Genomic DNA, 25,859 nt, shown 5'->3' on the forward strand with positions numbered 1-25,859 from the left:
CGGTCACGAGAATGGGTATACCGGATCTGGACTGGGAACATGTACGCCGAAAGATAGTTAACTGGCTTAAGGACTTCTTTGAGAGAACCGGAAGGGTTGCCGTAATAGGGCTCAGCGGTGGCGTCGACTCAGCAACTACAGCCGCATTACTGAGTGAGGCCCTGGGTCCCGAGAAGGTTCAGGCACTAATATTGCCCTCGGCCTCTACGCCGGAAAAGGACGTGGAGGACGCAAAACGCGTCGCCAAGCTGCTCGGTATAGAAAACGTAAGAATAATAGACGTAGAGCCGGTGCTCCGGGCTTTTGATGAAACGTTGAAGATTAACGACAAGGTAGTGAGAGGGAACACCCTAGCTAGGATAAGGATGACAATACTCTACGCAGTAGCTCACAAAGACGGCCTAGTCGTAGGCACCGGCGACAAAAGTGAATTCTTGCTGGGTTATTTTACAAAATACGGTGACGGAGGGGCGGACCTCTTCCCCATAGGCGACCTCTACAAAACTTGGGTAAGGAAGCTAGCTTTACACATGGGTCTGCCAGAGGAAGTTGCGTCGAAGCCCTCAAGCCCTCGCCTTTGGCCAGGGCAGTTAGCTGAAGAAGAACTGGGCTTCAGTTACGACGTCGCCGACGTAGTTCTCTACCACCTAGTTGAGAAGGATATGAGACCACAAGAGATAGTGGAGAAATTAGGGGTGAGTAAGGAGATAGTTGACAAAATAGTACAAAGGATAAAAGCTAACAGACACAAGTTGCTACCTCCTCCGATAGTTAAGGTGAGTAATAGGACGGCCCCCGAGTTCGTCAAGGAGGCGGACACAATACTAACTTAATAAGGGTGATCTGGAAAGAGCCCCTGCCGGGGTGCCCGAGCGGCCCAAGGGGGTGGGCTCGAGACCCCTACTGCTCGAGTGGCGCCGAGAGACCCACTGCCCCTCAGCGGGGCGCGCGGGTTCGAATCCCGCCCCCGGCGCCAAGACGAATAATCAATCCTCAAGGACTTCTGAGATCAACTCCACCTCGACCTCAGTACCCACATCATAGCCCGTTTCGCCTTTGAGGCCGGCCACTAAGATCCCGTTCCCCTTTAAGAGGGAGGAGAGTATCCCAGACCCCGTAAGCCTCAGGGGTTCGACGACGAGCTCTTCCCCAACCCTCTTCACAATAACTCTATACACATGGACCATGTTAGGCTGGACTGGCAACCTTCTCGCCAACTTGGCTCTAACCTTAGGCCTTGGAGGCTCTTTTAGGTTCCATGCCTTCTTTATAATGTTCCAAACCACGACCTCCAGCTCGCTGAGGGCAGCAACGGGGTACCCGGATAAGGCGACGAGCAGCTTGCCGCACTCCGTTACTCCTACGGCGAGGGGTCTGCCCGGCGTGAGGGCGACGCCGTGAAGACTGAAACGAGCGACTTCTTTCAGCGCAGAAGAGGTGAAGTCGACGCGACCGACGGAGGTCCCCCCGGTGGTTATTACGATATCATAACCTTCGCTTACCCTCTTCTCTAAGAACTCGCGTATAGCTTCTTTATCGTCTTCAATTATGCCGAAGTAATCGGCGTCGACGCCCATCCTTTCCTTAAAGAACGTATAAGCCAACCAAGCCGTGGTGTTTTTAACCCCTTCCTCTTCTTGCCAAGGTTCAACTAGCTCCGATCCCGTCGCGGCGAGGGCTATCTTGGGCGATACTACATCTATCTCGACTACTCCTTGGGACAGCAGAGCGGCGACGTGCCAAGGCCTGAGGTAAGTCCCCTTTGTTATTATTATGTCGCCAGCTCTCAAGTCCTCTCCTTTCTTCGCTACAGCGTTTCCTGGAGGGAACGGCCTGAAGACGTACACAACATCTCCTTCGAGCTTGCAAGCTTCGATGGGTACTACGGTATCAGCTCCTGGCGGTAACGGGTTGCCGGTGTTCACCGGTACTGCGCACCCTCTCTCCGCGTCTTCACACAACTTCAGCTTGCACGGCGAAGTTTCATTACACTCTTCTACGAACTCGCTATTCACGGCGAATCCGTCCAAGACTGCCTTATCCTCTGGAGGAACGTCGCGAGAGGCCCTCACGTCAGCGCCCGAGTACATGCCGACCGAGCTAACGGTCTTAACCTTCTTGAGCGGAACTCGTTCCAACCTCTTACTTATCTCATTGATGACGTAGGGCACCGGGTTTAGTTTCTTCAAACCGGGCAAGGCTCCTCTTCCCGCTCTGAGGTTACTGGCGTGCAGGGTTTAGTGGGCCCGGGGGGATTTGAACCCCCGGCCTCCCGGTTATCAGCCGGGCGCTCTGCCGGGCTAAGCTACGGGCCCGTCGGAGGGACCAGCAATCACCTTATAAATTTTGGGAGCTATGCCTTTATCGAGCGATGAAGTCCGCAGGGTTGGCTGAGAGAGTGATGAAGAAAAGCCGAGCCGAGTTCGTCCTGCCCGTGTGGCTGGAGCGGTCTAAGAGCAAAACTGGCAAACACGCATTCTTGAGATTGGCATTTGTGGTAGATCACTCTGGAAGGGTGACGGCAGAGTACCAACCCCCAGAGGGCGAACCCGAGGTCTACTCACGGGGTCGAGGTGGCGAGATCAGCGTTCCATACAAGGGGGAGGAAGTGGTGGTAGTCCTGGAGCTCAAGAAAAACGCAAAGGGCCGTGTCTCCGGTTTCGTGGAAGTCTACGACAGGGGAAGGTTGGTTTACAAAGCCTCATACAGGAAGCTCAAGTTAAGGTCCTCTTACGGAGACCCCGCCTACCATTACTTCGTCAGCAGCGTCTTCAAATACTTAAACATACCAGTCAAGAGGGAGAACCCATTTGCTCACCTCGGCGGGAATAGACGTAGGGACGAGAGGGATACGGGTAGCTTACGGTAGGTGTCCCTACGTTTCGGGGTACTTCGAGTTCTCCAAAGGTGATATCGAAGAGGTCCTAAGGTTTTTAAAGGGAATGGGGGTGAAAGAGCTCTGCATAGCGGGAGGATATCAATGGAGGGAAATTAAGGGAGACGAGATCCTTTCGAAACTATACGACGAGGTAGTGCCCAACGCCGGAGAGGAAGAGACCCACGGCTTCAGAAGGTTGTTGGCGAACGCACTCTTGTACTTCGAAGTGAGATTGCTCCCCTCTGCGGGCGCTTCCGGCGAAGTTCCCGAAGGTCTACTAATAAATGCCTTGGATACGGGGACTCCCGACAAGGTGGCTAAGGTAAACTATCTAATATACAACGGCATCAATACTTTCACGCTGATAGATAAGGGCTGCTTCGTGAGCATACTGTATGTTGAGGACAGAGCTATTACGAAGTTCGTAAGCGCGACCAGAGGCATGCCGGGGCGCTGCTCTCCGGGACTGGTGGACGTGGAAATGCTGCTACTCTTCAGACGTTGGCCTGAGAACAAGATGTCTATCTTGCGGTCAGGCGTCGAGGATAAGATCGTGGAGACGTGGATGGACTTCTACAGACCGACCTTCGTGGGAGAGGAGGTGGTCTGTCCCAGCGAGCGTTGTGGGAAGTATTCGGGGGCGTTGGGCGCCTTCATGTGGTGTTGTGGCTACAAGCCTAAGCACTTGTTCTCCGATTACTTCATTCGATGGATAACGTTGAGGGATTAGGGTACCAAAAGGGCCAAGACGGCTCTTTGGGCGTGAAGCTTGTTTTCCGCTTGGTCCCATACCACGCTCCTGCTCGATTCCAAGACCTCTTCGGTAACCTCTTCGCCTCTGTGCGCTGGCAGACAATGCATAAATATGTAGTCTTTTCCGACACACTTAAGCAAGTTCGAGTTAACTTGGTAAGGGCTTAAGTCTTTGATTCTCTTCTCCCTCTCCGATTCAAGCCCCATACTGACCCATACGTCCGTGTATATAACGTCAGCTCCCTTCACCCCCTTACAGGGGTCGTAAACCAATTTGAAGGAACCTCCACTCCGTTTGGCCCTCTCCTCTGCGCTCGCAATGACCGCGTCGAGCGGTTCATATCCGGGAGCTGTGACGACCCTCACCTCGGCACCCAAGCTAGTGGCGGCCAAGATCAAGCTGTGGGCCACGTTGTCTGCCCCGTCTCCCACGAAGGCTATCTTCACCCCCTTAACCCTACCTATCTTTTCTAATATCGTCATTACATCAGCTATGGCTTGCGTCGGATGAAACTTGTCGCTCAGAGCGTTTATTACTGGAACGCCCGAGTACTTGGTTAAAGTTATTAAATCATCATGCTTCCTTACCCTGGCTGCTATGGCGTCGACGTAGCGTCCTAGCACTCTGGCAGCATCTTTAAGGGGCTCCCCCCTCGAGAGTTGACTGTCTGACTTGGTTACGTAACTGACACTCATGCCCAGTTGACTTGCTGCTACTTCAAACGCCACCCGGGTTCTCGTACTGGGTTTCTCGAATAGCAAAGCTAGGTGGCGCCCCTCGAGCAATCCCCAGTATCGCTTTCCAGAATAGTTCTCTCTCTTCATCTGCAGGGCCGTCTCAACAATTAACCTTATCTCGTCCTCTTCGAACTCTAGCAAGGACAACATGCTGCGACCTTTTAGATTCAAACTGCGCCTTCCCACTCTGAAGTCCTATTTCCGAGACCCTTAACACTTTCGTCTAGCTACCCTCTCCCGGTACAGAGTGTACCTACTTGTTAATTACTTTTTACAGAAACATTTGGTCGGAGATCGTCATGAAGCTAGTATGGGACTATGAGAACGGAGTGGTAGTAGATTTGGAAACCGGTGAAGTAATTGAACGCATTGTAGACTTTCACGTCTCAGAACCGCGCTTTGCCGATAAGAAAATTGGCGGTAAAATGAGCGAAGACGAGAAGGTACTTATCAAAGGGACAGAGATAGTGAGAGACCTCAGCGAGAAAGGATACAAGGACGCGCGCGGCACCTTCGTTCAGTACAAGTTAGGCCTCACGAACAAGACCGTGAAGAGTTTGGAAAGAGTGGAACCCTTGCCGGAGATACCGGCCGAACTGAAGAACGACTTCCAGTACTACCTTAGTTTGATAGAGAAGGATCCGATCTTGTCTTCTAGGCCGAAGAGGAGTAAGTACCTAATGGCATTGGTATGTGCGTACGTGATTAATGGAAAGGACGTTAGGGAGGTGAGCAGAATATATAAGGTGAAGGAAAAAGCTCTCCGGAGGTTGCTCGTCCTCGCGCGGGAAAGGATTATTCGCACGTGATTACGGAGCCTCTGGGAGTCCTTTTAACTTGGCACGCCGAGTCGGCTATGTCTATCATTTCCTTATCGTGTGTTACCACAATCATTTGAGATAAGGAAGGTCCAATCGCGTAGGAGATTATCTTCTTTAACGCTTGCCTCCTCTCAGAATCTAAGTACGCAGTGGGTTCGTCCAAGATTAGGAAAGATATCCTCCCTTTGGACAAGAGTTTTGCGAGCGCCAACCTGAGTGCCAAGGCCACGCCGACCTTCTCGCCACCTGAGAGCGAGTCCACGTTTACGGTTGCCCCACCGTCAAGTACGGCCCTTATCGTCCACCCTCTCTTCCTTCTTTCGACGACTTCTTTGATCTCTACCTTTTTTACATTGAGATCGAACATATCCAATATTTTGTTTGCTTCCTCCTCCCACGCCCTTCTAAAGTTTTCTGTCAGTTTGTCTATTATTATGCTCGAGAAGGTCTTTCTGAACTCCTCGAGGAATAATGCGTACTGTTCGTACGACTTGAGCTTTTCTACCTCTTTTTGATACCTATTTACATCTTCGTTAAGCCTCTCTATGTTCCTTTTCGTTTCCTCTATTTTAGCCTTGGTCTCCGATAGTTTGCGGAGAAGTGCGTCTCTCTCGCTCTCCAAGTTTTCTACCTCTCGCGTGAGACTTTTTAGGATGGCCTCGTCGAATTCGAGCGAATTTAGTTCCCTCTCCAGTTCCTCCTTTTCACGTCTCTTGAGTTCTAGAGCAGCACTCAGTTCCCTCTTTTTAGCCGTTAACCTCTCGGCCTCAGCTATCCATCTCTCTAACTCCTCTGGCGAACCTAGCTCTTCCATCTCTTTCGTTAATCTTTTCAAAGCTTTCTCCACTTCTTCTTTCTTACTTACGTCGACGTCACGTAAACTCTCCAGCTGGTTTTCTATCTGTCTTATCATCCCTTCTTTGCGTTTGAGCTCCTCTATACGAGCCGTCATGGCGTTCAATTCTTTTTTTAGATCCTTAATCGTTTTCTCGTAACGCTCGAGTAACTCCCTCTTATTCTTCAAGCTGGAATTCAGCTCATCGAACTTCTTCCTTAAGTCGACCAAGTACAGACCCAGCGCGTCGACGTCCTCAAAACCTAGGCTCTCTAGGCGGGCGTGGGCTCTTTCTGACGTCCTTCGAAGCTCTTCCAGCTTGCCTTCTAGATGTTTTACTTCAACTTCTAACTTCCTCTCTATAAAGTTCAATTCTGCCAACTTCTTCTCGAGTTCTGCTATTTCTTCCGTATAGCGCTTGATTAACGACTCGCGCTTCTTCGCCGTTAAGGGAGACCCACACACCGGACACGACTCTCGTCCTCTCAACATCTCGATCGCGCGGCGCTTCTCCTCGAGCATCACTTCGACGCGTTTTTTCTCACTTTTGATTGTTTCAAGTTCGCCCTTTACTGAGTTGTACTTCTTTTCAAGCTCTTTGATTTGATTGTCTATCTCACTGACGGTAAGACCCTTTAACTCTCTCTCTAATATTGCATAATTCCTCTCTACCTTTTCGACTTCCTTTTTGAGCCCTTCTACCTCTTTTTCGATGACCCCTATTTCCTTGTGGAGTAACCGGTACCTCTCTAAGGTTTCGTCGAGCTTGTGCGTCAACTCGTCCCTCCTCTCTTCCAGTTTTCGGAGCTCTCGTAACTCGATTAACGCGGCGTTCCTCTTTTTCAAGAGCTCGATTTTACCATCTATAGCAGCCAGCTCTTTTTCAAGCCTCTCCTTGGCCAAGCTTAAGTCTTTGACCTTAATTAGTTTGAACCTTAGGGTTTTTATCTCACTTTCGTCAATTTCTTTGAGTTTGTCAAGTTCTTCAATTATATTCTTTATCTCTCCTTGAAGTCTTATCAATTTATTCTTGATTTCGTAGTACTTGGTCTTCTTCTCATTAATCTCGACAAGCTCGGTCTTCAATCTGTTCAGCTCTGTCTCTATTCGTTGAAGCTCTTCTTCGAGCGAGGGTAACTTCTCTCGTAGTTCTTTAAGCCTCGTCTTCTCTCTATTCAACTCATTTCTGTACTTCTCGTAAATCCGCTGGACGTTCGTTAAGCCAGAAGCGGAGCCCTTGTAATAATTTATCAGCTCCCTCAACGAGGCCTCAACCAGCTCTTTATCTTTGATCCCGAGCAACTCTAGCGCTTTGTTCTTCAAATCAGACGGCCCCAGCTCTACCAGCTCGGTTAACTTGCCTTGGGGGACGAAAACCGTTTCTCGCAGTCCTTTGATGTCGGTGAACCCCAACAAGGAGGCTATTGTTTTGTTCACTGATTGGGAGCCGGACGCATAGATCTTGCCGTTCTCCTTTAGCACAGCCTGTGTGGCCTCACCGAAGCTGATTACTCTCTTTACCTCGTATACTTTGTTCGAAATGACAAACGTGAGCACTACTTCGGCGCTCTTGGCTCCGTAGTTTATTAGGTCCTTATTGGCGGCTTTCCTGCTTACCGCGGCGCTAGTCAGAGCGTAGGCTATTGCGTCAACGAAGCTACTCTTGCCCGCTCCGTTCGGACCTACCACGACAACTACTCCTTCTGGGATCGCAACCTCTAAATTCTCATATGAGAGAAAATTTTTAAGTTCAAGTTTTAGCAATTGGACCTTCATGGCGATCTACCAGCGGCTTCAGTCCTTAGTAGTGGTCGTGGCGCCGGGGGCGGGATTCGAACCCGCGCGGGGTTTCCCCCACCGGCTCTCAAGGCCGGCCCCTTGGGCCGCTCGGGCACCCCGGCGTTTGTGAGGGCCTCCTACGTTCCTTTTAAGGTTTGAGACTACGGATACGGTCAGTTAATCGTTGACGTTTAAAATTTCGGTGAGTTCAGCCCATTTTTGAGAGTCTACTACGATCAAATATAAACCTCCTCTTAATATTGAATGTATGGGGACGTACCAAAAGTGTTGGTGCTGGTAACGCCGTCATGCAGAGGTTCCGGTAGTAAGGTGCTGACGCTAGAGTTGGCGACACACCTAAACGTAGAAACCGGGAAGCCCGTAGTCCTCATAGACTTGTCTACCGACTTCACATCTTTTGACATGGAGACTAACTGCTTAGCTGCATACTTTAACAATATAATTAACGCTGCCCAAGCTACGAAGAGGTTCAAGAAGGCCCCAGAAGTCTTGATAACCAAGATAGTAACAGAAGAGTGCCTCAAGCTTATAGACGAGAGGAAACTTTTGAAGAGCTTGTTCGGGGGAGTGCTGACGGCACAGGTAGCTGAGTTCGTGAACTACTTACTACATAAGGATTTCGGAGTAGTAGTTTACGTACCACCAGATATGATAGGAGAATACTTCTTAAGGAGATCGTTTATTGAAACGGGCCTTCTGAGCAAAGCCAAAATTGTGATCACTAGTAACGAAAAGAAAGCTTGCATAGACAGGCCACATCCGGTAGTGAACGAGGGCGCTGCCTCAAGGAGGATATCGTCGATAATAATAAACAAAATACCCATGGGCGTTCTGGACGGAGTCAAAGAGGACGTAAAGGTCGGACTGTTGAGAAAGTGGAGACCCGCCTTTAGAAATTCCGTCCTCCTCGTAGGCTTGATACCGCTGACTATGCAGCTGTACTATCGCGACATAAACACTTACCTCCCCTTGCTCATGAAAGCTGAGTATAATGAGCACGCTAAGAGTATAAGTAAGCTAGTTAGCACGGTCATCAGAAATATGCTAGGATACGAGAAGGAGTCTAAGATATTAACAGTGGTTAGGGGGATGATTTCCGAACAGCGCCTCAGCAGTTTGGCCCGTTAGACTCCATACCTTTTATAACTCCTTACCCCTAGACGCGCCGGGTACGAGTATGCCAAAGTACAAGCACGTAGAAGATATTTTGAAGATAATGAGAAATGTAGAGCAAGTAAGGAACATAGGCATCATAGCCCACGTGGACCACGGTAAAACAACTACAAGCGACGCGCTGCTGGCCCACGCGGGAATCCTCAGCCCCAAGCTAGCCGGTGAGGCCAGAGCCCTCGACTACTTAGATGTAGAACAACAGAGAGGAATAACCGTAAAGGCGGCTAACGTAAGCTTGTACCACGAGTACAAGGGCAAACCCTACGTAATAAACTTGATAGACACGCCGGGACACGTAGACTTCAGCGGTAAGGTTACTAGAAGCTTGAGGGTTTTGGACGGGGCCATATTGGTCGTGGACGCGGTAGAGGGCGTCATGACCCAAACCGAAACCGTCCTCAGACAAGCTCTGGAGGAACTGGTAAGGCCACTTCTGTTCATCAACAAGGTTGATCGTTTGATAAAGGAGCTTAAGCTCAGCCCCCAAGAAATTCAACAGAGGATAGTCCAAATCATAAAGGAAGTGAACGAACGAATTTTGATGTTTGCGCCAGATCCGGAGATAGCTAAGAGGTGGTTGTTGGACCCCGCTAAGGGCCACGTAGCCTTAGGCAGTGCCAAGGACAAGTGGGGTATTACGATACCTATGGCACAAGAAAAAGGAATAAAGTTCAGCGACATAGTTGAGGCATATTCCAAGGGAACCAAAGAAGCTGTGGAAGAACTTTTCAACAAGGCCCCCTTACACGAGACCTTGCTGGATATGGTAGTCCGTTGGGTGCCCAATCCCAGAGAGGCCCAGAAGTACAGGGTCCCCAGACTGTGGAAAGGTGATATAAACAGCGAGCTGGGTAAGGCCATGCTCAACTGCGACCCCGACGGACCTCTGGTCGTGTTCATAAATGACATGAGGTTAGACCCCCACACCAAGAGACTCGTCGCCACCGGCAGAGTTTGGGCCGGCACGGCTACTGCAGGCAAGGAAGTCTGGTTGGTTAACGCACAGAAACCGGGCAAGGTACTACAAGTTTCGATATACATGGGGCCTGACAGAGAAATAGTGGACTACGTGACTGCTGGCAACATAGTAGCTATGCTGGGCCTAGACGAGGCCAGGGCGGGCGAGACTGTAGTAGACGTAAACTACAAGGACCAAGCGGCGCCCTTCGAGCAGCTCCACTACGTCAGTGAGCCGGTAGTAACCGTAGCGATAGAGCCCAAGAACCCTAGGGATTTGCCGAAGCTCATTGAAGCCTTGAGGACGTTGAGCATAGAGGATCCCAACCTAAAGGTAACTATAAACCAAGAGACAGGCGAATACTTGCTAAGCGGTATGGGAATGCTACACATAGAAATAGCGTTAACACAACTCAAGGAAGTTTACGGCTTAGAGGTAAAGGTTAGCCCGCCGGTAATAACCTACCGCGAGACGGTTAGGAAGTCCGGAGAAAAGGTGGAAGGCAAGAGTCCCAACAAGCACAACAAGCTCTACATAACAGTAGAGCCGTTAGAAAATGAAGTGATCGAGATGATTCAGAAGGGTGAAATAACCGACGACCAGGATCCGAGGGAAAGGGCGAAGATTCTCAGAGACAAAGTCAACTGGGACGCCGACACCGCCAGAAGAATATGGGCAGTGGACGAGGAGAACTTTAACATATTCATCGACAAGACTGTCGGTGTCCAGCACTTAAGGGAGGTCAAGGACACCATATTGGCTGGCTGGAGGCTCGCCATGAAGGAAGGACCGTTAGCCAAGGAACCAGTAAGAGGGGTTAAAGTGATACTCTGGGATGCGATAATACACGAAGACCCGGCCCACAGAGGCCCCGCCCAGCTCTATCCTGCAGTTAGGAACGCAGTATACGCCAGCATGTTGACCGATAGCCCAACCCTACTCGAGCCTTGGCAGAAGCTGGACATAAGGGTCCCCAACGAGTACATCGGCTCAATAACCGGCGTCATAACGAAACACAGAGGGAAAATACTGGAAATCATTGACATGGGCGGTCAAGCTAGAGTAGTGGCGGCAGTGCCCATAGCAGAGAGCTTCGACCTCCCCATGGAGCTGAGGAGTGTGACGGCCGGTAGGGCGTTCTGGGGCACCGAGTTCTACGGGTGGGAACCAGTGCCCGACCAGCTCTTGCCTGAGCTCATAAGGAAGATCAGGGAGAGAAAGGGATTACCCCCAGAGCCCCCCAAGGCAGAAGACTTCTTAGGGCCTTAAAACGCTGGAAGCACCGGGCTCAAACTTTCTTTACGGTCGCTTCCCAGCTCTGTCTCGACTGAGCGTTGCTGGCATTCCTTCCGACCCCCGTTAACACCGAAGTTATAACTTTACGAAACCTCGAGGGTGTTCGCGGCCCCTTACCTTTAACAGCGCGCAAGTCGATGCCTAACAAAGAACAAAAAATGCTTAGTAGTAGTACCATATACTCTTGTAGTCTTCTAAGTCCTCCCCGAACACCTCGTTTAACTTGTCTAAGTACATTCTGATGGAGATCATGTCAGTGTAGATGTAAGGCGCTACTAACTGGATGTTCTTTTCCCACGGGTGCCACAAGTACACCCTCCTGCCGTCAGGCCTTATCATTATTAACTCGTGGTCTTGCCATGACCTTAAGTGGTTCTTCCCCAATCTGGGGACGTTGAAGACGGGTTCTTCCGTCCTAAATGTGCCCGGCAATAGTCTCGCTTCTTCCTTCCTCTCTTGTAGTATTCTGGCTACGGGTACCAAGTAGTCCTTAGTTTCCCACTTCCCCTTCGGGTAGAACGTGTAGTACGGGTCTATGCCTATGCTCTTTAGCGCTATCCTAAGGGCAGAGGTCTCGAAGCGTCTACTGTTCCAGAACGTGAACACTTGTTGATTGTAAACGTATATCTTATTCTTGCGTAAGTTGGTAACGGCCTCAGCCATCTCTGGGGTTACCTCGTAAGCGTGTTCTACGTGGGTTACTACATGGATATTTCTCCTCCCGGGTTCTATGTAAGATCCAAGCATCTCGGCGAACTCCGGTGTTATCCTCATGGGGACGGTGACTGGAGTTCTGGTGCCGAACCTAATCATCTTGACGTGGTCTAGCTCGCTCAACCTCTTCACTATGTGCTCAATGTCTTGGTCCCTTAGTATGAATGGATCCCCGCCAGTCACGAGGACGTCAATGATGTTGGGATGTTCGGCGAACCAGTCTATAGCCTCATCTATGGTCATTCTCGTAGGGATAGCTTCTTTGTCCATCGCAGTCATTATTTCCCAGTTCCTTTGACAATAGACACATATTTGGGGACACGTATGAGCGGCCTTGAGTATAGCCACCATGGGGTACCTCCTGGTTATCAGCGGGTGAGGGCTGGTGTCGTGTTCGCCCATGAAGTCAAAGTAGTATTCCCTCTCGTCCAAATGCGCTACCATCTCTTTAACGTAGTGAAGGGGCGGGAGCACTTGTCTCCTCACAGCGTAGTCGTGCTTCCACCCCTCCTCGAAGTCGAAGAGGTGTAAGTAGTAGGGAGTTATCCCGAAGGGGACGTTATACTTAGCTGCGTCTTCTAGGGCTTTCCAGTCCTCCTCGCTTAAACCCTTTACAAGCTCTCTCAATATCTTTATGGCTCTCTTACCTCTCAAGGCGTTTTTGTAGTGCCACTTGTAATCCTTCCAGTCGTCCTCAGTTCCTCCTATTACCTCTAATATCTTTTTTCTGTTTTCCTTCCTCTTCTCTATGACCTTCGGGTCGAGACCGCTGGGGTAGCGCTTTATGTATTCCCACACGCGCGTGGCCAGCCTATCTAGGTACTCGCTCCTGGCTATGCCCGCCTGGCGTCCCTTTAGTTTGGAGAAGTCGAAGTACCCCAGACCCTCTGCGTACTTTGCTGGGTATATGTCCGGGTTGCCGTAGATCGCTTTGAACAAGTGTATGAATTCTAGCACGAAACCTTCGTCGACTTCTTCCAGGCCTTCGTACCTAGCTAATTTGTACAAGTGCTTTAACGCCGAGTAGCCGGTTAACCTTTCGTTCAAGGGAGCGATGACGTTCTTGAACACCCTTATGGCTTCGAGTGCTTGGGCCCTTATTAGGGGATGTACTTCCACCTCACCGTACATGTACTTGGTTTCCCTTTCGTTCAACCACTGATATAAGGCCCTGCGGGCCTCCTCTACGTTCCTGGACTCCACGAGGATGTATTTAACTTCCTCCGCCACTTCCCACAGCTTATCGATTAGCTCTCTGTTCGCTGGTTTTTCTATTTGCAACGGCACATCGGTCTTCTGTAGGACAACTGTCAAGGTTATCTGCCCCGAAGAGGTCTAAATATTACTAATATGTCAGGACGTTCAAAAGTCTAACCAGATACAGACTTTTCATTCGAGTTTCCAACCCATTAGACTTTCGTGACGTTCAACACAAAATTTATAGTCCTTCCCGCTACTTTCGAGCGCTTCCAACACTTCATGGGGATCGCTTACCTCGACGTCCTTGAGCTCCGGCACTAGAACTCCAAGCAAAGCCTTGACCTTGTCTTCTTTGCCCTCGAGGACGGAGAGCAAGGTAGAGGGGACTATAGCTTCAACCACTACGTTACGTCCGTCTGTCCTGAATGCTACGTAGCTCTTCTGTGAGCTCGCGGGACGCACCCTCACTCTGTTGTTCTCTATGATTACCTTGACTAACTTGAGACCGGACGTAGAGAGTTTAAGGGTCATGCTTTCACAGTATTCTTCGTTATCCTTACGTTCGAACTTACAGTCGAAACCTCTCGTCCTTAATTCGTTACACACCGTCTCCAAGTCCTCTCCAAAGACCTCTATACCCAAAACTGCCAACAATGAATCCGGCAGCTCTCCCTCGAGGGCCTTCTTTGCCTCTTCTACGAGCTCGTCCTCCAGCGTCGCTTCCAACCGAATGCCAGTGCTGCACTCTTCGTAGAACAAATAAGGCTGACCTTCGAACTCATCTACTTCAAGCTTAACATTAGGATAGGTTTCATATCTCAGTAGTTTCATCTCTCGCCCTGGGCAGCCGGCCGGTTACTATTTAATGAGTTTTGGAGAGTTGTTCGACGGTGTGAGACAAGTGCCCTTTGCAACGGGTTTCTTCTTGATCGCCCCTAACTACAGGGAGGCTGACGATCACGCCAGGATAACGTCCCAGCTCAGACAGCTAGGCTTTGAGATATACGAGACCGACAATCCGGCCTACCTAATATTCTACGTTGAAGCACCTGATGTAAAGAGTTTAGAGAAAGTGATAAAGACGGGAGAATCTATTGAAGGAGTTGCTAAGGCCTTCGTCGTTTGGGGATTCTTGGCAGACGATGAGGCTAGGAAGGAATTAGAGGAAATGTTGGAAAGGGGCGAGATATCATTAACCGAGGAGGCGCGTAAGTACTTTGAACAGATCTTACGCTCCCTTTAGGACAGACACTTAACTCCATTATATGTTCTACTCCGTTTCACACCTCTTGATCCGAATATCCGGATAGTAAGAATTACAGGGAGAGGGGTGACCACGCGACTTTCAAGCCTCCCATATACAGAGAGCGTATATTAGGGCTTCGGAAAGAGCAACTGTTGGGTGCAGTGTCTACCTTGCCGAGCTCTACCAGAAGGAGCTTACTCAAGGCTCTAGCCTTAGGCGCAGCTATGGCGACCGCCAGTAAAGCAGCAAGGGTGCTCAACAAGGACTTGGAGGGCGAGGTAAAGGCTTCGATAAACTCTGTACTAAACATGCAAGGTCCTAGAAGGATGACCATAGTCCCCATAGGACCTTGCCGCTTCTGTGGAACAGGGTGTGGAGTACAAGCGATGGCCGTAGTGGACCCAGAGAGCGGGGTCAGCAGCTTCGGAAAGGTCTACGGAATTCTAGGAATGCCCGGCTACCCGGTAAACCACGGTGCTATGTGTACTAAGGCGTTCTACATACATAAAGCCATGGGATGGGCGGAACCCAACGCTTGGAAGAGAAGGCTTAGGAAGCCCATGGTTAATAAGGACTGGATAATACCGGATCTGAACAGACCGCCTATCAAGCCAGAAGAGATACCCTTAGCTCCCAGGGTCAAGAACAAGCAAGTTAACAAGAACGTAGACGCGAAGATACCCATCGACGACTGGGTTTACGGAGGTAATTATGTAGAAGTGGACTGGGACACCGCAGTCAAGTTCTTCACTGCTATAATGAAGTACGCTCTACAGAAGTACGGCCCTCACAGCTTCGCCTACTACGGAAGCGGACAACTGGGAACCGAGGAGAGCTATGTTATAAACAAGTTGACCAAGGGTGGTATACACACTAACAACCTAGACGGAAACCCGAGGATGTGTATGGTCTCCGCGGTAGGCGGCTACATAACCAGCTTCGGCGCGGACGAGCCTGAGACGAGTTACGACTTAATAGACGTCCCTGAGCCCAACACGGGCGCTCATGCGGATACTTTCCTACTGATCGGTACCAACACCGCTGAGGCACACCCAATAGTCTTCGGTAGAATAGCTAAGGTCAAGGAGAGGTTAGGCGATAAGGGCAAGATCATCCTCGCCGACCCTAGAAAGACGAGGACCGGTGTTGTGAGCGACCTCTGGCTGCCTCTCAGGTGGTCGATGGACGTTGCTTTCATGAACACCCTAATACACATATTGCTTTTCCGATTGGCCAAGTGTAAGGCAGACCCAGAAGCAGGTAAGGTAGAATGTGAGAATCCAGAGTACATCGACATAGAATGGCTCAAGAGGCATGCTGACTTTGCCGTGATAAAGCAGTCCCAGAAAACTTGGGCCCTAAAGGATTACAACACGAAGTACAACAACTTGGGCGATGTGAACAAAGTATGGGACATGGGTACTACTGCCAGCGTGAACACAAACTACGCCTTATATCCAAGCGTAGGAAAGGAGTACAACAGCGAGGAAGAGGTTGATAGGGACTGGTGGAAAGGGTTCGCATTGTTTGTCAAGTTCTTCGAAACCTACAAACCCGAAGTAATGGTAAAGCTCCTATTCGGCGACGAGAAGCCACTAATTAAGAGGAGCTTAGCAAAGAAACTCATAGAGGAGGGCGAGCTGGAGCCCACCCAAGTTAACATGAGTGGCGACGACCCCTTCGTTGAAATAGAGCCAGTAAAGGCAATGGAGCTAGCCACAAAGTGGCTGGCCGAAGGGAAGCCGTTGGTCTTATGGACGATGGGTATAAACCAGAAGATCCAGGGCGTTCACAGTATCAACGCCATAATAGACTTCTTAGCCCTTGCTGGCAAGATAGGTAAATACGGCAGCGGTACTCTCAGCCTGACCGGACAACCCAACGCGTGTGGCGGAATAAGGGACCAAGGAGGTCTAGCTCACGTCCTTCCTTATGGGAGGCTTATAGCGAAGAAGGCAGCGAGAGAGGAAGTCGAGAACATCTGGAGGAACGTAACGGCAGAACTCATGAGGAACCTGGGCTATTCTGAGTCGGAGATACAAGATACTATGAAGAAGATCTATGTACACCCAGTCCCCGGCCCGCACGTAATAGAGATGTTCCGTAGGGTCAACGCCGGTCAGATAAAGGTAGTGTGGATAGCCGAGACCAACCCCGGCCAGAGCTTGCCTAACTTGTACAAGTTCAGGCTGGGTATGGCTAAGCCCCACGACGACGACCCAGCGTTCCCCTTCGTCGTTGTTAGCGACATCTACCCGACCAGGACGACCGACTTGGCTGATCTGATACTGCCAGCCGCCGCTTACGGCGAGAAGGAGTTCTTCTACGGCTGTACTGAGAGGAGGTACTCCGTCGCTCGCTACCTCGTCAAGCCGCCAGGGGAGGCGGTGGGCGACCACATAATCTTTGCCATGTTGGGCAAAGCGTGGGAGGACGAGGGCCTAGTACCAAAGGGTATAGTGAGCGTGTTCTTCCCGGAGAGGGTAGACGAGGCGGCAAAGAAGACGGGAACCACTTGGGTAGACTACGTAGTAAAGAAGAGCCACGATCCAAAGTGGCACATGAAAGTGTTGGACAGAATATGGAACTACGACATCAGGTCGCTATCGAAGAACACTTACTACGACTTCAGCTATCCCGACAGAGAGACTTTCCGCAAGAGGACTTGGGAGCAACAGCGCGCGTTCCGCTGGCCGTGGCCATGGACTTACGCTTACAACCCGAGCGTGAAGAGGAGGTACGACACCTACGAGAGCGCTATGAGGTATGTCTACCCGTACGACCCGTTGATGCCAGACCCAGAGGTAATCAAGGATATATACAACAAGGTTAAGGATGTGGACGATCCCGAGGAGATACATAAACTAATAATGAACTATGACGATACGAAACTCCACCCGATACACAAGAAGAAGTGGCTCGGAAAGTTATGGCACAACCCGCCGTTGCTCAAGTGGGTATTAAAGAAGATCGTTGAAGAGATAGATGACAAAGAGTACAAGAGGAAGAAGAACTTGCCAGAGGAGTGGTACAACATAGTCTATCCGAAACCTACTGGAAGGCTTACGCTGTGGACCAGGCCGTGGTTACCGGTGAACATTGACCACAAGACCGGAAAGGTCACTATAAACAAGACCGTGATAATAACCGAGGAGAAGCTCGATGCGGACGCGGCGTTCAATGGCAAGATAAGCGTGTTCTCCGAGCCGAAAGGGCCATTCAAGGTGTTGAAGAAGTACGAGGCCGAACCGGCTGACGGCGATCCCGAGAGGGGTCTGCAGATACTGGAAGAGATGAGCTGGGGCGAGGCACTCAATGCCTACAAGGGCGACGTAAGCGCAATCTTCCAGATAGCGCTGGCTCCTGCCGAGGCCCCTGGATTCAACTTGAGGTACAGGACCAGGGACGGCAACATAATATCTGTGAGGAACAGCAGCGACTATCCGCTAGTAGCTACCACCGGAAGGGTGATAGAGCACTGGCACACTTGTACCATGACCTGTAGGGTGCCGGAACTGTTCCGTGTCAAGCCTACCGCGTACGTTGAGATAAACTACGAACTAGCGAAGGAGCTAGGCATAAAGCCCGGCGACTGGGTGACCGTGGAGAGCCCCAGAGGAAAACTCGTAGCCCCGGCGAGGATACTCAACCCCAAGACCGGCTTAGGAGGTCCGAGAAAGGACTACGTCTTCATACCGTGGTTCGATCCCAATAAGTTAGCTAACGCTATAACGCTCGACAACTACGACGTTCAACCGTACTTCTTCCAGCCCGATTTCAAGACGTGCGCTGCCAAGATCAGGAAGGCTAGACCCGAGGAGATTCCGACGTCAGTCACTGCACCGGTACAGACCTCCGCTCCGAAGTATAACGTACAACTGAAGGATTACTGTCCCGACTGTAAGACGAAGTTAGTCTAACGGGATTTTTATTTTTACTCCTAGCTCACGAGATCTTGTGTCAGCATCCAGCTGCTTCTCGCTTTTCGGCCTCGTTATGTTAATGCCTCTGTTATTATTTTCCGCTTCAAGCAAGCATTCTGGGTCACAAGGCTGTGAACCCGCCCAGGCGTAACCTAATCAAGGGATTATTGGTATCGAGTGTGATCTTACCCGCTATAGCTAAGACCGTTCCTATGGCAGAGAAGGCGCTAAAGGAGTTAGAGGCTAATGGGAAGGAAGAGCAAAACGGCGGGTGTTATAGTTACTACTACGAGCCGTGGGTACTCAAGAGCGAAGAGAAGATAAATTATTATAAGGCGTTAAACCTAGTTGAAAAGGTAAATGGAAAGTACTTAGTCAAGAACCCTCTCATCCCCGAAAAGTGCCAAACCTATACAAAGGAATATAAATATGACAACTACGAACTGTTGCCTCCCGGGGCCGACGAGAACTTCTACTCGAAGTGTGTTAGGTGTGGGCTCTGTTACACTGCATGTACCCACATGAAGTACCACACTTTAAAGTTACGAGGCTTAGAAAAGGGACTCAAGTACGCTGGCACACCTGTGGTATATGACGTAATGAACTACCCTTGTGAGCTGTGTATGCGTTGTACCGAGGTCTGTCCTACAGATGCCCTCAAGGAAGTTAAGCCTTCCGAGGTTAAGATGGGGGTAGCTCTCATAGACCCGGACTTATGCTGGGCGTGGAACAGCGGCGACTGTAAGAGCTGCGCTTCGGCGTGCCCCAGAGGCTCTGAGGTGTTCGACTTCCACTTCAACGAGTGGGGCGTACATACGCGAGTAAAGGGGGAGGAGTGCAACGGCTGCGGACTCTGCGTCAGGGCTTGCCCCGTTCCGGGGGCAGCTATTCACGTCTTGCCGAAGGAAGAGTACGAAAAGAGGATAAAGAACTTCAAAAATACTGGTATGAGCTACGACGAGTACTTAGAACTAATAAAGAAGGCGGAAGAGACTGATCCCTTTACTGCGACCATTAGGGCTTCTCTCAATGCTGATTACTTACTTAACGTCCGCAAAGCAAAACCATTGAAGAGTGGTCTAGGGTGAATGAAGTTGAAGATCTTCGGCAAGATGAAGAAGTGGTTGAGGGGAAGGCCCCCAAGAGGGAAGTGGACCTTTCTGAGGCGCTCGCTCCAGCTTTTCATCTTGGTCATGTTCTCCATACAACTGTTCACGGGAGGGGTTCTCTTCAACGGAAGTTTGGCTTCTAGCAGACCGATAGACCTTGTACTCAACCAGACCATCAATCTGTCCGGGCTCAAGATAAAAGAAATCTACGTTCCTATGCTAGACCCAATAGCTTTCTTGGAAGCGGTCGCAGCGACCCACTACGCAACGATAGAAAGTTTGACGGCAGTGTTGGTGGTCGTCGCGCTGTACTCCCTCTTGGGGAGGTTCTTCTGCGGCTGGGTGTGCCCGATGGACCTCCTCTTCAGTATATTCGAAAAGAAGTTGAACTTGCCCAACCAACCGAAGCACTCTACCTTCCACACTCCAACCAAGGTTGAGAAGGCAATACCGGTGGCGGCTCTGCTGGCCTACATCTTGCTCTCTTGGGCCTTGGGCTATCCCTTCTACACAACGATATCTCCAACGTCCAACGCGTCCAAGCTCGGCAGCGCGATACTCGGAGTCTTGGCCAACGTGCCGGGGGCGACGGTGGGCACTGTCTTAGCCTACGGGATCTTCGTCGTATTCGCGCTAGTACTAAACATAGTGGCCGAGAAGGTTTTCGGTATAAAGAGGGTCTGGTGTAGGTTCGTCTGTCCCATAGGGGCTCTCTACGGCTTCATTATGAACAAGTATGACCCGCTGAAAATAAAAATAAACGACGTGAGTAAATGCACTAAGTGTAAGCTGTGTAGCATGGTCTGTCCCTTGGGGATTGACGTCATGGGCGACTACGTTTTAAAGAACAAGGACGTCACCGACTACAGGTGCTTTAGGTGCGGGCGTTGTGTAGAGGTGTGCCCTACCAACGTGATCTCTTTGGGCTTTAGGCTTAAGAGCCCTAAGTAGGACTCAAGGTTTTATTTACATCTTCCAAGATTTTTTTGATCCTTTTTATGTGGCTTCCCATCCAGTACGGTTGTCCACACAACTCGCACTTCCACAGCTCTCTGTCCCCTACTCTGCCTACGTACACCAGAGGGCCGTTACAGACCGAACACCTCAAAGGTCTCTCGGGGAGGGTTAGGGACAAGCCCAGTTCGAGCTTCAGTTGGGCCAACTGTTGTTTCAAGTCGCCAGAAGAGATGTAGACACACTTCGAGCCCGCTTTGGAACAGAGGCTTTTGTCTCTGGTGAGCAATATGCAGTCCCCCAGCTTCTTAAGTATTTTTTCGTCCTCTTCCACGCTGTACTCTGCTGAGTAGCCCATTATCCTTAGGTACCTGGCGAGTTTGCCTAACATAGCGTCGCACACAAAACAACTAGGGGTGGAGGACCTTTGCCGCGAGTCTCGGTAGCGGGACGACGCCGTAGCCTCCCCCGCGCTCCACGAGCACGTAGTCGACTTTAAGGGGGTCGATGCTCTCCAAGACCTCCCTTATGCTCACGTTATATTTAAACACCTCGTAGGGTTCCGTTAGCAAGTCCTCGAACCTAGTCCTTCCCACTTCCTCCGTCCTCTCCTCCCATATGCGCTTTGCCACGTCTCTAGCGTCCAATATCCTGTCCCCCACCAGTACGACGGGCAAGTCCTTGTTCTCCATTTCAATTAACGCCTCTCCTAAGCTACCCACCGAGGGAAGCGGCTCGGCGATTGAGCCTATGGGAGCTTCGACGCCCCCTCTGAGCAGAGCCTCTCTGACCCTCAAGACGCCCACTACCTTTTCCTCCTTGACTACCGGGGCTTCGTCAATCGACGGGGAACCGGAGACTAAGACCTCCGAGACCTCCTTGTCACCCATTCCGTCCAGTATGGGCTTTGTCTTCTCCTCAACCTTCTTAATGTTTTCTAGCAAGATCTTGTAAATGGGCGTCTCCCTCTCCCTCCAGAGCGCTATGGTCGCTGCCAGGCGGGGAAGCGTGACCACCCCCACATATTTGTCCCCGTCCGCCACGATTACGTTAATCCTGTGGGTGGTCAAAAACTCCAACAGTGCCGCACGGAACGTGGTGTTAGGAGAGTGTAGGGCCTCGGGAGGGTGTACGTAATCTAACCACTTGGTCTCTTTGTGTATTCTGGTCGTCTTGTCCGGCGTCCCGTCGGACCTCAGAAACCTAGGTCCCTCGGGAGTCCTGGGCCTCAAGCTCCTCTTCCGCCCTCCTCTCTGGACTAGAGGATAATAACACAGCGCCGAGCGTCTAACTCCCGGAGCGAGGACCTTGAAGCAGTTGAAGATGGTGCTAATCGTAGGGGACGGTATGGGCGACCGCCCCGTGCCCTCCTTAGGTTACAAGACTCCGTTGGAGGTGGCCAGCACCCCCAACATGGACGAGGCGGCTCGGAGGGGACAGGCTGGTTTGATTGACGTGATAGCTCCCGGCGTCCCCCCGGGGAGCGATACGGCTCACTTGGCTTTGTTTGGACTGAACCCCTTTGAATGGTACGAAGGGAGAGGGCCCTTCGAGGCCTTGGGCGTAGGGGCAGAGCTAGGCCCCGGGGACGTCGCCCTCAGGGGCAACTTGGCCACGGTGGAGGAGAGGGGAGGCCGCCTAATAGTAGTAGACCGGAGGGCCGGGAGGTACTTGCCGGAAGCGGAGGAACTGGTGAAAGCTCTGAACGAGGAGCTGAGCGAGGTAGAGGGAGTTAAAGTTAGGTTCTACCACGCGACTGAACACCGCGTGGCCGTGGTCTTGAGAGGAGAGGGACTTAGCGACGAGGTTAGCGACACAGATCCCCACGAAGTGGGCAAACCCGTTCAAGAGGCGAAACCCTTGAGGGACACCCCTGAGGCCAGGAAGACTGCCAAGGTTATTAACGAAATTACGTTTAGGAGCTACCAGATACTCAAGGACCATCCGGCTAACAAGAGGAGGATCGAAAGAGGTTTGCCCCCGGCTAACATAGTTTTGCTTAGAGGGCCCGGCGCGCTGAGGAAGAAATTACCTACTCTGAAAGAAAGGTACGGCGTTAAGTCTGCAGCTGTAGGAGCGACCGCCCTTGTCTTGGGAGTCGCCCGAGCGGTCGGCATGGACGTGTTCGTACCCCCCGGCGCTACGGGAGGCGTCGATACGGACTACAAAAGCAAAGCCAGGGCCGCAACAAAACTCCTCGAGGATTACGATATGGTCTTTGTACACATAAAGGGCACGGACGCTGCCTCACACGACGGAGACGTAGAGAACAAGATAAAAATGATAGAGGCGTTGGACTACGTCTTGGGCTACTTGCTAGACTACTATGATGGGGAAGCGGTCTTCGCCGTCACTCCGGATCACGCAACGCCCTTAACAGTAAAGGAACACGTCGGCGACCCTGTGCCGGCGCTGCTCTATGCGCCCAACCTCATACCGGACGGGGCTAAGGAGTACAACGAGCGCGCCGTTATGGAAGGCGTCTTAAGGCTCCGCGGTTACGACCTAATAAACTTAATGTTGAACTACTCAAACAGAGCCAAGAAGTTCGGTGCGTGAATTGGAGGACGTGGTCAAAGCCCTCTCTATTTTGAAGAACTACGTTGAGCAGATAGAATCCAGAGATCCCCAGTTCAAAGCGATAAGAAAGGTGGTGGAAAGGCACGGAGTCAAGTCGTTGGGTGTCGTTATCGGCAACGCGCTCGTTAGCTACAGGCTCAGAGGGACCGGGGAGGAGTACTGGACCGAGTTTGGAGAGTTTTTCAGTTCCAACGAACCTACCGTGGACAACCTTATAAAGTTCATTAAGATGAGTAAATACAACGTCGCGCTGAAGGATCAGAAAGCGAGAAGGGTGGAGAAGGTCAAGGGAGTGTTGGAGAGGATCTCGACACATGCGTTAAGATATAGGGACTTGGAGCTGTTGAGGCTTGAGCTGGCGAGAGTCCTCGGGGCAAAGGGCACGGAGAAGACCGTAGTTTTCGCGTCGAAGATGGCGTACTACGCCTTCAAGGCCGCGGGGGTAGAGGTCGAGGGCGATGTGCCGGTCCCTGTAGACAGAAGGGTGGCGACCGTAACTTGTGCTTCCGAACTAGTCGACGGCACGGTCGAGGATATCATGGGCTCCAAGCGGGACGAGGCGGTGAGGGCGTGGTCGGCGGCGGCGAAGGCAGCAGGAATAAAGACCTTAAACTTGGACGCAGTGATATGGCTCCCGGCTAGGGGATTGAGGAAGGCTCTCTGCAAGGGGCTCGAGGCGGGCAAGAAAGTGTTCGCCTCCAACTTGAAGGATCTGGGCGTGAAGGAAGCAGAAGAAGTGACTGATCTCCTCGTTAAGAGAGCGTGCTGCTAAGTATTTTAATCCCCTGGTAACACACCTCACGCGGATGAAGTCTGGTGGGCCCGTAGCTCAGCCAGGCAGAGCGGCGGGCTCCAGACGAAAGCTACGGGTCTGGAAGAGCCATGAGGCGATGATCGTGGTCTGGAGCGACGACCCGTGTAGGAGAGACCCGTAGGTCGGGGGTTCAAATCCCCCCGGGCCCACCACACCCGCAAGGGGTCCATGGGCTCCTAACACTCTCATTCCTTCCCGAACACAGTGGAGGGTAGCCATAAAATTTATAAATGCTGGGGGTCGTGTAATCAACGAAACAAGTAAAAGGGGTGTGGGCTAAGTTGCCCGAACGAGAGTCTTTTAGGTTGCAATGTCCCGTGTGTGGGAGCACGGACATAGTATTCAATGAAGAGACCGGGGAGTACGTGTGCGCTCGTTGCGGCACCATAGTGTTAGACCGCTACGTGGATCAAGGCCCCGAGTGGAGGGCCTTCACCCCCGAGGAGAGGGAAAGGAGGGGTAGGACCGGCGCTCCCCTCTCTCCCACCCTCCACGATCACGGCTTGTCCACGGTTATAGATCATAGGGATCGGGACGCGTTAGGTAAGCGCCTAAGTCCTAGAAAGAGGCAAGAAGTCCAGAGGCTCAGGAAGTGGCAACTCAGAGCGCGCATTCAGACCGGCATGGACAGGAACTTAACCATAGCTATGAACGAGCTCGACAGGATGGCAAACCTCTTGAACCTCCCGAAACAAATCAAAGAGGAAGCAGCCGTAATCTACAGGAAGGCCGTCGAGAAGGGGCTCGTGAGGGGTAGGAGCATAGAGTCCGTGGTCGCAGCGGTAATATACGCGGCGTGTAGGATTCATCACCAGCCGCGCACTTTGGACGAGATAGCCAAGAAGCTAGAGGTGAATAGAAAGGAGGTCGCTAGGTGTTACAGACTCATAACTAAAGAGCTCAAGCTTAAGGTACCCATTGCCGACGCCATGGACCACATACCTAGGATAGGCGAGGCCCTCAAACTGAGGGGCGATATAATAGAATACGCGATGAAAATAATGGAAAAAATCAAGGGACGCCCGATAACTGCCGGGAAGGACCCCGCGGGCATAGCTGCTGCGGTAATATACATAGCTGTCATGCAAAAGGGAGAGAGGAGGACACAGAAGGAAATAGCAAACGTGGCCGGCGTAACGGAGGTTACCGTAAGGAACAGATACAAAGAAATAATGAAGGTTCTCAGCGATATGGATTTAGAGGAGATCGAGAAAGAGGTCTCAAAGAAGTAGCCAGTTCTAGGAGGGCCCTCGTGGCGTAAGTCGCGCTGGTCCCCGTGGGGTCGTAAGGTGGTGAGAGCTCCACAACGTCGGCGCCCACCAAGGGCAAGTGTCGTATCTCCTTCACGTGTTCTAAAAAGTCAGAAAATGTGGCCCCTCCGGGCTCGGGGTTAGATACTCCAGGGACCACAGAAGGGTCGAAGTAATCCATGTCCAAGCTTATGTATATTGAACTACACCCCCCTAAGTACCTTTTTAAAAATCCTCTCATATCCTTTGCAAATAAGACTCCCCTGCTCCCCAAGAATTCGGCCTCCTCTTCGACGTACGCCCGGGCCCCCACTACCGCCACCTTCGAGAGGCGGAGGTCCTCCAGGGCGCGCCGCAGCCAGCTCGCGTGGCTCCACGGGTCGCCCGCGTACTCTTGCCTCGCGTCCAAGTGCGCGTCGAAGACCACCAAACAGTCCGGTTCCAACGTCTTGAGGGCCGCGTAGGTGAGGGTGTGCTCACCCCCTATTATCAAAGGGACTTTTCTAGTCGAGCGTAGCTCAGCTTCGATCAACTCTAATGACCTCTCTACGTCGTTAACTACCGGGACGTCGCCCAAGTCGTAGAACCCGAGGAGGTCGGCGTCCATGCCGCTGAGCTCGCACTTGAACTCTATGTAGTTGGAAGCCTTGCGAACCTCCAAGGGGCCCCACCGGGCCCCTTCCCTAAAAGTGGGGCCGTGTTCCAGAGGAACGCCCAGCACCGCGTACGGCGAACTTTCCTCGAGGCGACCGCCGAAGACCAAGGGTAGTTGAACCATTATACTCTCCCACAGTAAAGGGTCTGGCGGGGCCAAACT

At 51.5% G+C, this 25,859-nt stretch carries 21 protein-coding genes and 4 tRNA genes; 15 read left to right on the forward strand and 10 right to left on the reverse strand.

Going from position 1 to position 25,859, the window contains the following annotated elements; translation table 11 throughout:
* Window positions 1–11 precede the first annotated feature (11 nt).
* Window positions 12–833 (forward strand): NAD+ synthase, encoded by an 822-nt coding sequence (locus tag AC1HCZ_RS05945; RefSeq protein ID WP_479462625.1) that lies wholly within the window; start codon window positions 12–14, stop codon window positions 831–833.
* A gap of 25 nt (window positions 834–858) precedes the next feature.
* Window positions 859–976 (forward strand) — tRNA-Ser (locus tag AC1HCZ_RS05950).
* 10 nt (window positions 977–986) lie between these two features.
* Here the strand turns inward: AC1HCZ_RS05950 and AC1HCZ_RS05955 are convergent.
* Window positions 987–2,198 carry a molybdopterin molybdotransferase MoeA gene (locus AC1HCZ_RS05955; protein ID WP_479462626.1) on the reverse strand — a complete coding sequence of 404 codons (1,212 nt, stop codon included), beginning with the start codon at window positions 2,196–2,198 and terminating at the stop codon, window positions 987–989.
* 43 nt (window positions 2,199–2,241) lie between these two features.
* A tRNA-Ile gene (locus tag AC1HCZ_RS05960) sits at window positions 2,242–2,315 on the reverse strand.
* Window positions 2,316–2,371: 56 nt separating this feature from the next.
* On the opposite strand from AC1HCZ_RS05960, the gene AC1HCZ_RS05965 reads away from it, so the two are divergent.
* Together AC1HCZ_RS05965 and AC1HCZ_RS05970 are read left to right on the forward strand one after the other, a co-directional pair.
* On the forward strand, window positions 2,372–2,869 hold the full coding sequence (locus AC1HCZ_RS05965; protein ID WP_479462627.1) for a hypothetical protein: 498 nt from the start codon (window positions 2,372–2,374) through the stop codon (window positions 2,867–2,869).
* Window positions 2,811–3,608, forward strand: a complete 798-nt coding sequence (locus AC1HCZ_RS05970) for a DUF1464 family protein (RefSeq protein ID WP_479462628.1) — start codon at window positions 2,811–2,813, stop codon at window positions 3,606–3,608. Before AC1HCZ_RS05965 ends, AC1HCZ_RS05970 begins: the two co-directional genes overlap by 59 nt.
* Here AC1HCZ_RS05970 and argF read toward each other — a convergent pair.
* The gene (gene argF / locus AC1HCZ_RS05975) at window positions 3,605–4,540 is read right to left on the reverse strand and encodes an ornithine carbamoyltransferase (protein ID WP_479462629.1); all 936 of its coding nucleotides are present in this window, start codon (window positions 4,538–4,540) and stop codon (window positions 3,605–3,607) included. The two genes, AC1HCZ_RS05970 and argF, sit on opposite strands and share 4 nt — an antisense overlap.
* A 128-nt stretch (window positions 4,541–4,668) precedes the next feature.
* On the opposite strand from argF, the gene AC1HCZ_RS05980 reads away from it, so the two are divergent.
* Entirely contained in the window at window positions 4,669–5,178 is a 510-nt protein-coding gene (locus tag AC1HCZ_RS05980; RefSeq protein WP_479462630.1) for a hypothetical protein, read from the forward strand.
* Here the strand turns inward: AC1HCZ_RS05980 and AC1HCZ_RS05985 are convergent.
* Both AC1HCZ_RS05985 and AC1HCZ_RS05990 read right to left on the reverse strand, forming a co-directional pair.
* Window positions 5,165–7,801: an AAA family ATPase gene (locus tag AC1HCZ_RS05985; RefSeq protein WP_479462631.1), complete on the reverse strand. Its 2,637-nt coding sequence runs from the start codon at window positions 7,799–7,801 to the stop codon at window positions 5,165–5,167. The two genes, AC1HCZ_RS05980 and AC1HCZ_RS05985, sit on opposite strands and share 14 nt — an antisense overlap.
* 38 nt (window positions 7,802–7,839) lie before the next feature.
* A tRNA-Ser gene (locus AC1HCZ_RS05990) sits at window positions 7,840–7,926 on the reverse strand.
* A 142-nt stretch (window positions 7,927–8,068) separates the two neighbouring features.
* Between AC1HCZ_RS05990 and AC1HCZ_RS05995 the strand changes: the two genes are divergently transcribed.
* Window positions 8,069–8,953 carry a hypothetical protein gene (locus AC1HCZ_RS05995; RefSeq protein WP_479462632.1) on the forward strand — a complete coding sequence of 295 codons (885 nt, stop codon included), beginning with the start codon at window positions 8,069–8,071 and terminating at the stop codon, window positions 8,951–8,953.
* Between the two features lie 49 nt (window positions 8,954–9,002).
* A complete protein-coding gene (locus AC1HCZ_RS06000) occupies window positions 9,003–11,225 on the forward strand; it encodes an elongation factor EF-2 (RefSeq protein ID WP_479462633.1) in 2,223 nt (740 codons plus the stop codon).
* A gap of 189 nt (window positions 11,226–11,414) precedes the next feature.
* Here the strand turns inward: AC1HCZ_RS06000 and AC1HCZ_RS06005 are convergent, their stop codons facing one another.
* Together AC1HCZ_RS06005 and AC1HCZ_RS06010 are read right to left on the reverse strand one after the other, a co-directional pair.
* Entirely contained in the window at window positions 11,415–13,280 is a 1,866-nt protein-coding gene (locus AC1HCZ_RS06005) for a KamA family radical SAM protein (RefSeq protein ID WP_479462634.1), read from the reverse strand.
* 75 nt (window positions 13,281–13,355) lie between these two features.
* On the reverse strand, window positions 13,356–13,997 hold the full coding sequence (locus AC1HCZ_RS06010; protein ID WP_479462635.1) for a hypothetical protein: 642 nt from the start codon (window positions 13,995–13,997) through the stop codon (window positions 13,356–13,358).
* 34 nt (window positions 13,998–14,031) lie between these two features.
* Here AC1HCZ_RS06010 and AC1HCZ_RS06015 point away from each other — a divergent pair, with 34 nt between their 5' ends.
* The 4 genes from AC1HCZ_RS06015 (at window position 14,032) to AC1HCZ_RS06030 (ending at window position 20,395) form a co-directional block, all read left to right on the forward strand.
* The gene (locus AC1HCZ_RS06015; protein WP_479462636.1) at window positions 14,032–14,409 is read left to right on the forward strand and encodes a hypothetical protein; all 378 of its coding nucleotides are present in this window, start codon (window positions 14,032–14,034) and stop codon (window positions 14,407–14,409) included.
* 164 nt (window positions 14,410–14,573) lie between these two features.
* Window positions 14,574–18,332, forward strand: a complete 3,759-nt coding sequence (locus AC1HCZ_RS06020; protein WP_479462689.1) for a molybdopterin oxidoreductase family protein — start codon at window positions 14,574–14,576, stop codon at window positions 18,330–18,332.
* 134 nt (window positions 18,333–18,466) lie between these two features.
* Entirely contained in the window at window positions 18,467–19,423 is a 957-nt protein-coding gene (locus AC1HCZ_RS06025; RefSeq protein ID WP_479462637.1) for a 4Fe-4S dicluster domain-containing protein, read from the forward strand.
* On the forward strand, window positions 19,424–20,395 hold the full coding sequence (locus tag AC1HCZ_RS06030) for a 4Fe-4S binding protein (RefSeq protein ID WP_479462638.1): 972 nt from the start codon (window positions 19,424–19,426) through the stop codon (window positions 20,393–20,395).
* Here AC1HCZ_RS06030 and AC1HCZ_RS06035 read toward each other — a convergent pair.
* Window positions 20,388–20,801: a Mut7-C RNAse domain-containing protein gene (locus AC1HCZ_RS06035; protein WP_479462639.1), complete on the reverse strand. Its 414-nt coding sequence runs from the start codon at window positions 20,799–20,801 to the stop codon at window positions 20,388–20,390. The genes AC1HCZ_RS06030 and AC1HCZ_RS06035 overlap by 8 nt on opposite strands.
* Before the next feature lie 7 nt (window positions 20,802–20,808).
* On the reverse strand, window positions 20,809–21,630 hold the full coding sequence (locus tag AC1HCZ_RS06040) for a hypothetical protein (RefSeq protein ID WP_479462640.1): 822 nt from the start codon (window positions 21,628–21,630) through the stop codon (window positions 20,809–20,811).
* Between the two features lie 76 nt (window positions 21,631–21,706).
* Between AC1HCZ_RS06040 and AC1HCZ_RS06045 the strand changes: the two genes are divergently transcribed.
* The 4 genes from AC1HCZ_RS06045 (at window position 21,707) to AC1HCZ_RS06060 (ending at window position 25,024) form a co-directional block, all read left to right on the forward strand.
* Window positions 21,707–22,957 carry a 2,3-bisphosphoglycerate-independent phosphoglycerate mutase gene (locus AC1HCZ_RS06045; protein WP_479462641.1) on the forward strand — a complete coding sequence of 417 codons (1,251 nt, stop codon included), beginning with the start codon at window positions 21,707–21,709 and terminating at the stop codon, window positions 22,955–22,957.
* A gap of 10 nt (window positions 22,958–22,967) precedes the next feature.
* Complete coding sequence (locus tag AC1HCZ_RS06050) at window positions 22,968–23,750, forward strand: N-glycosylase/DNA lyase (RefSeq protein ID WP_479462690.1); 783 nt, start codon at window positions 22,968–22,970, stop codon at window positions 23,748–23,750.
* Window positions 23,751–23,796: 46 nt separating this feature from the next.
* Window positions 23,797–23,944: transfer RNA gene (locus AC1HCZ_RS06055), tRNA-Trp, on the forward strand.
* 129 nt (window positions 23,945–24,073) lie between these two features.
* Window positions 24,074–25,024, forward strand: a complete 951-nt coding sequence (locus tag AC1HCZ_RS06060; RefSeq protein ID WP_479462642.1) for a transcription initiation factor IIB — start codon at window positions 24,074–24,076, stop codon at window positions 25,022–25,024.
* Here AC1HCZ_RS06060 and AC1HCZ_RS06065 read toward each other — a convergent pair.
* Window positions 24,975–25,820 carry an arginase family protein gene (locus tag AC1HCZ_RS06065; protein ID WP_479462643.1) on the reverse strand — a complete coding sequence of 282 codons (846 nt, stop codon included), beginning with the start codon at window positions 25,818–25,820 and terminating at the stop codon, window positions 24,975–24,977. The two genes, AC1HCZ_RS06060 and AC1HCZ_RS06065, sit on opposite strands and share 50 nt — an antisense overlap.
* Window positions 25,821–25,859: the final 39 nt, after the last annotated feature.

Source organism: Ignicoccus sp. (assembly GCF_056435145.1).

Coding starts and splice junctions, on each gene's coding strand:
- AC1HCZ_RS05945 (WP_479462625.1), top strand. CDS start 12: ATGGGTATACCGGATCTGGACTGGGAACATGTACGCCGAAAGATAGTT.
- AC1HCZ_RS05965 (WP_479462627.1), top strand. CDS start 2,372: ATGAAGTCCGCAGGGTTGGCTGAGAGAGTGATGAAGAAAAGCCGAGCC.
- AC1HCZ_RS05980 (WP_479462630.1), top strand. CDS start 4,669: ATGAAGCTAGTATGGGACTATGAGAACGGAGTGGTAGTAGATTTGGAA.
- AC1HCZ_RS05985 (WP_479462631.1), bottom strand. CDS start 7,801: ATGAAGGTCCAATTGCTAAAACTTGAACTTAAAAATTTTCTCTCATAT.
- AC1HCZ_RS05995 (WP_479462632.1), top strand. CDS start 8,069: ATGTATGGGGACGTACCAAAAGTGTTGGTGCTGGTAACGCCGTCATGC.
- AC1HCZ_RS06000 (WP_479462633.1), top strand. CDS start 9,003: ATGCCAAAGTACAAGCACGTAGAAGATATTTTGAAGATAATGAGAAAT.
- AC1HCZ_RS06010 (WP_479462635.1), bottom strand. CDS start 13,997: ATGAAACTACTGAGATATGAAACCTATCCTAATGTTAAGCTTGAAGTA.
- AC1HCZ_RS06015 (WP_479462636.1), top strand. CDS start 14,032: ATGAGTTTTGGAGAGTTGTTCGACGGTGTGAGACAAGTGCCCTTTGCA.
- AC1HCZ_RS06030 (WP_479462638.1), top strand. CDS start 19,424: ATGAAGTTGAAGATCTTCGGCAAGATGAAGAAGTGGTTGAGGGGAAGG.
- AC1HCZ_RS06065 (WP_479462643.1), bottom strand. CDS start 25,820: ATGGTTCAACTACCCTTGGTCTTCGGCGGTCGCCTCGAGGAAAGTTCG.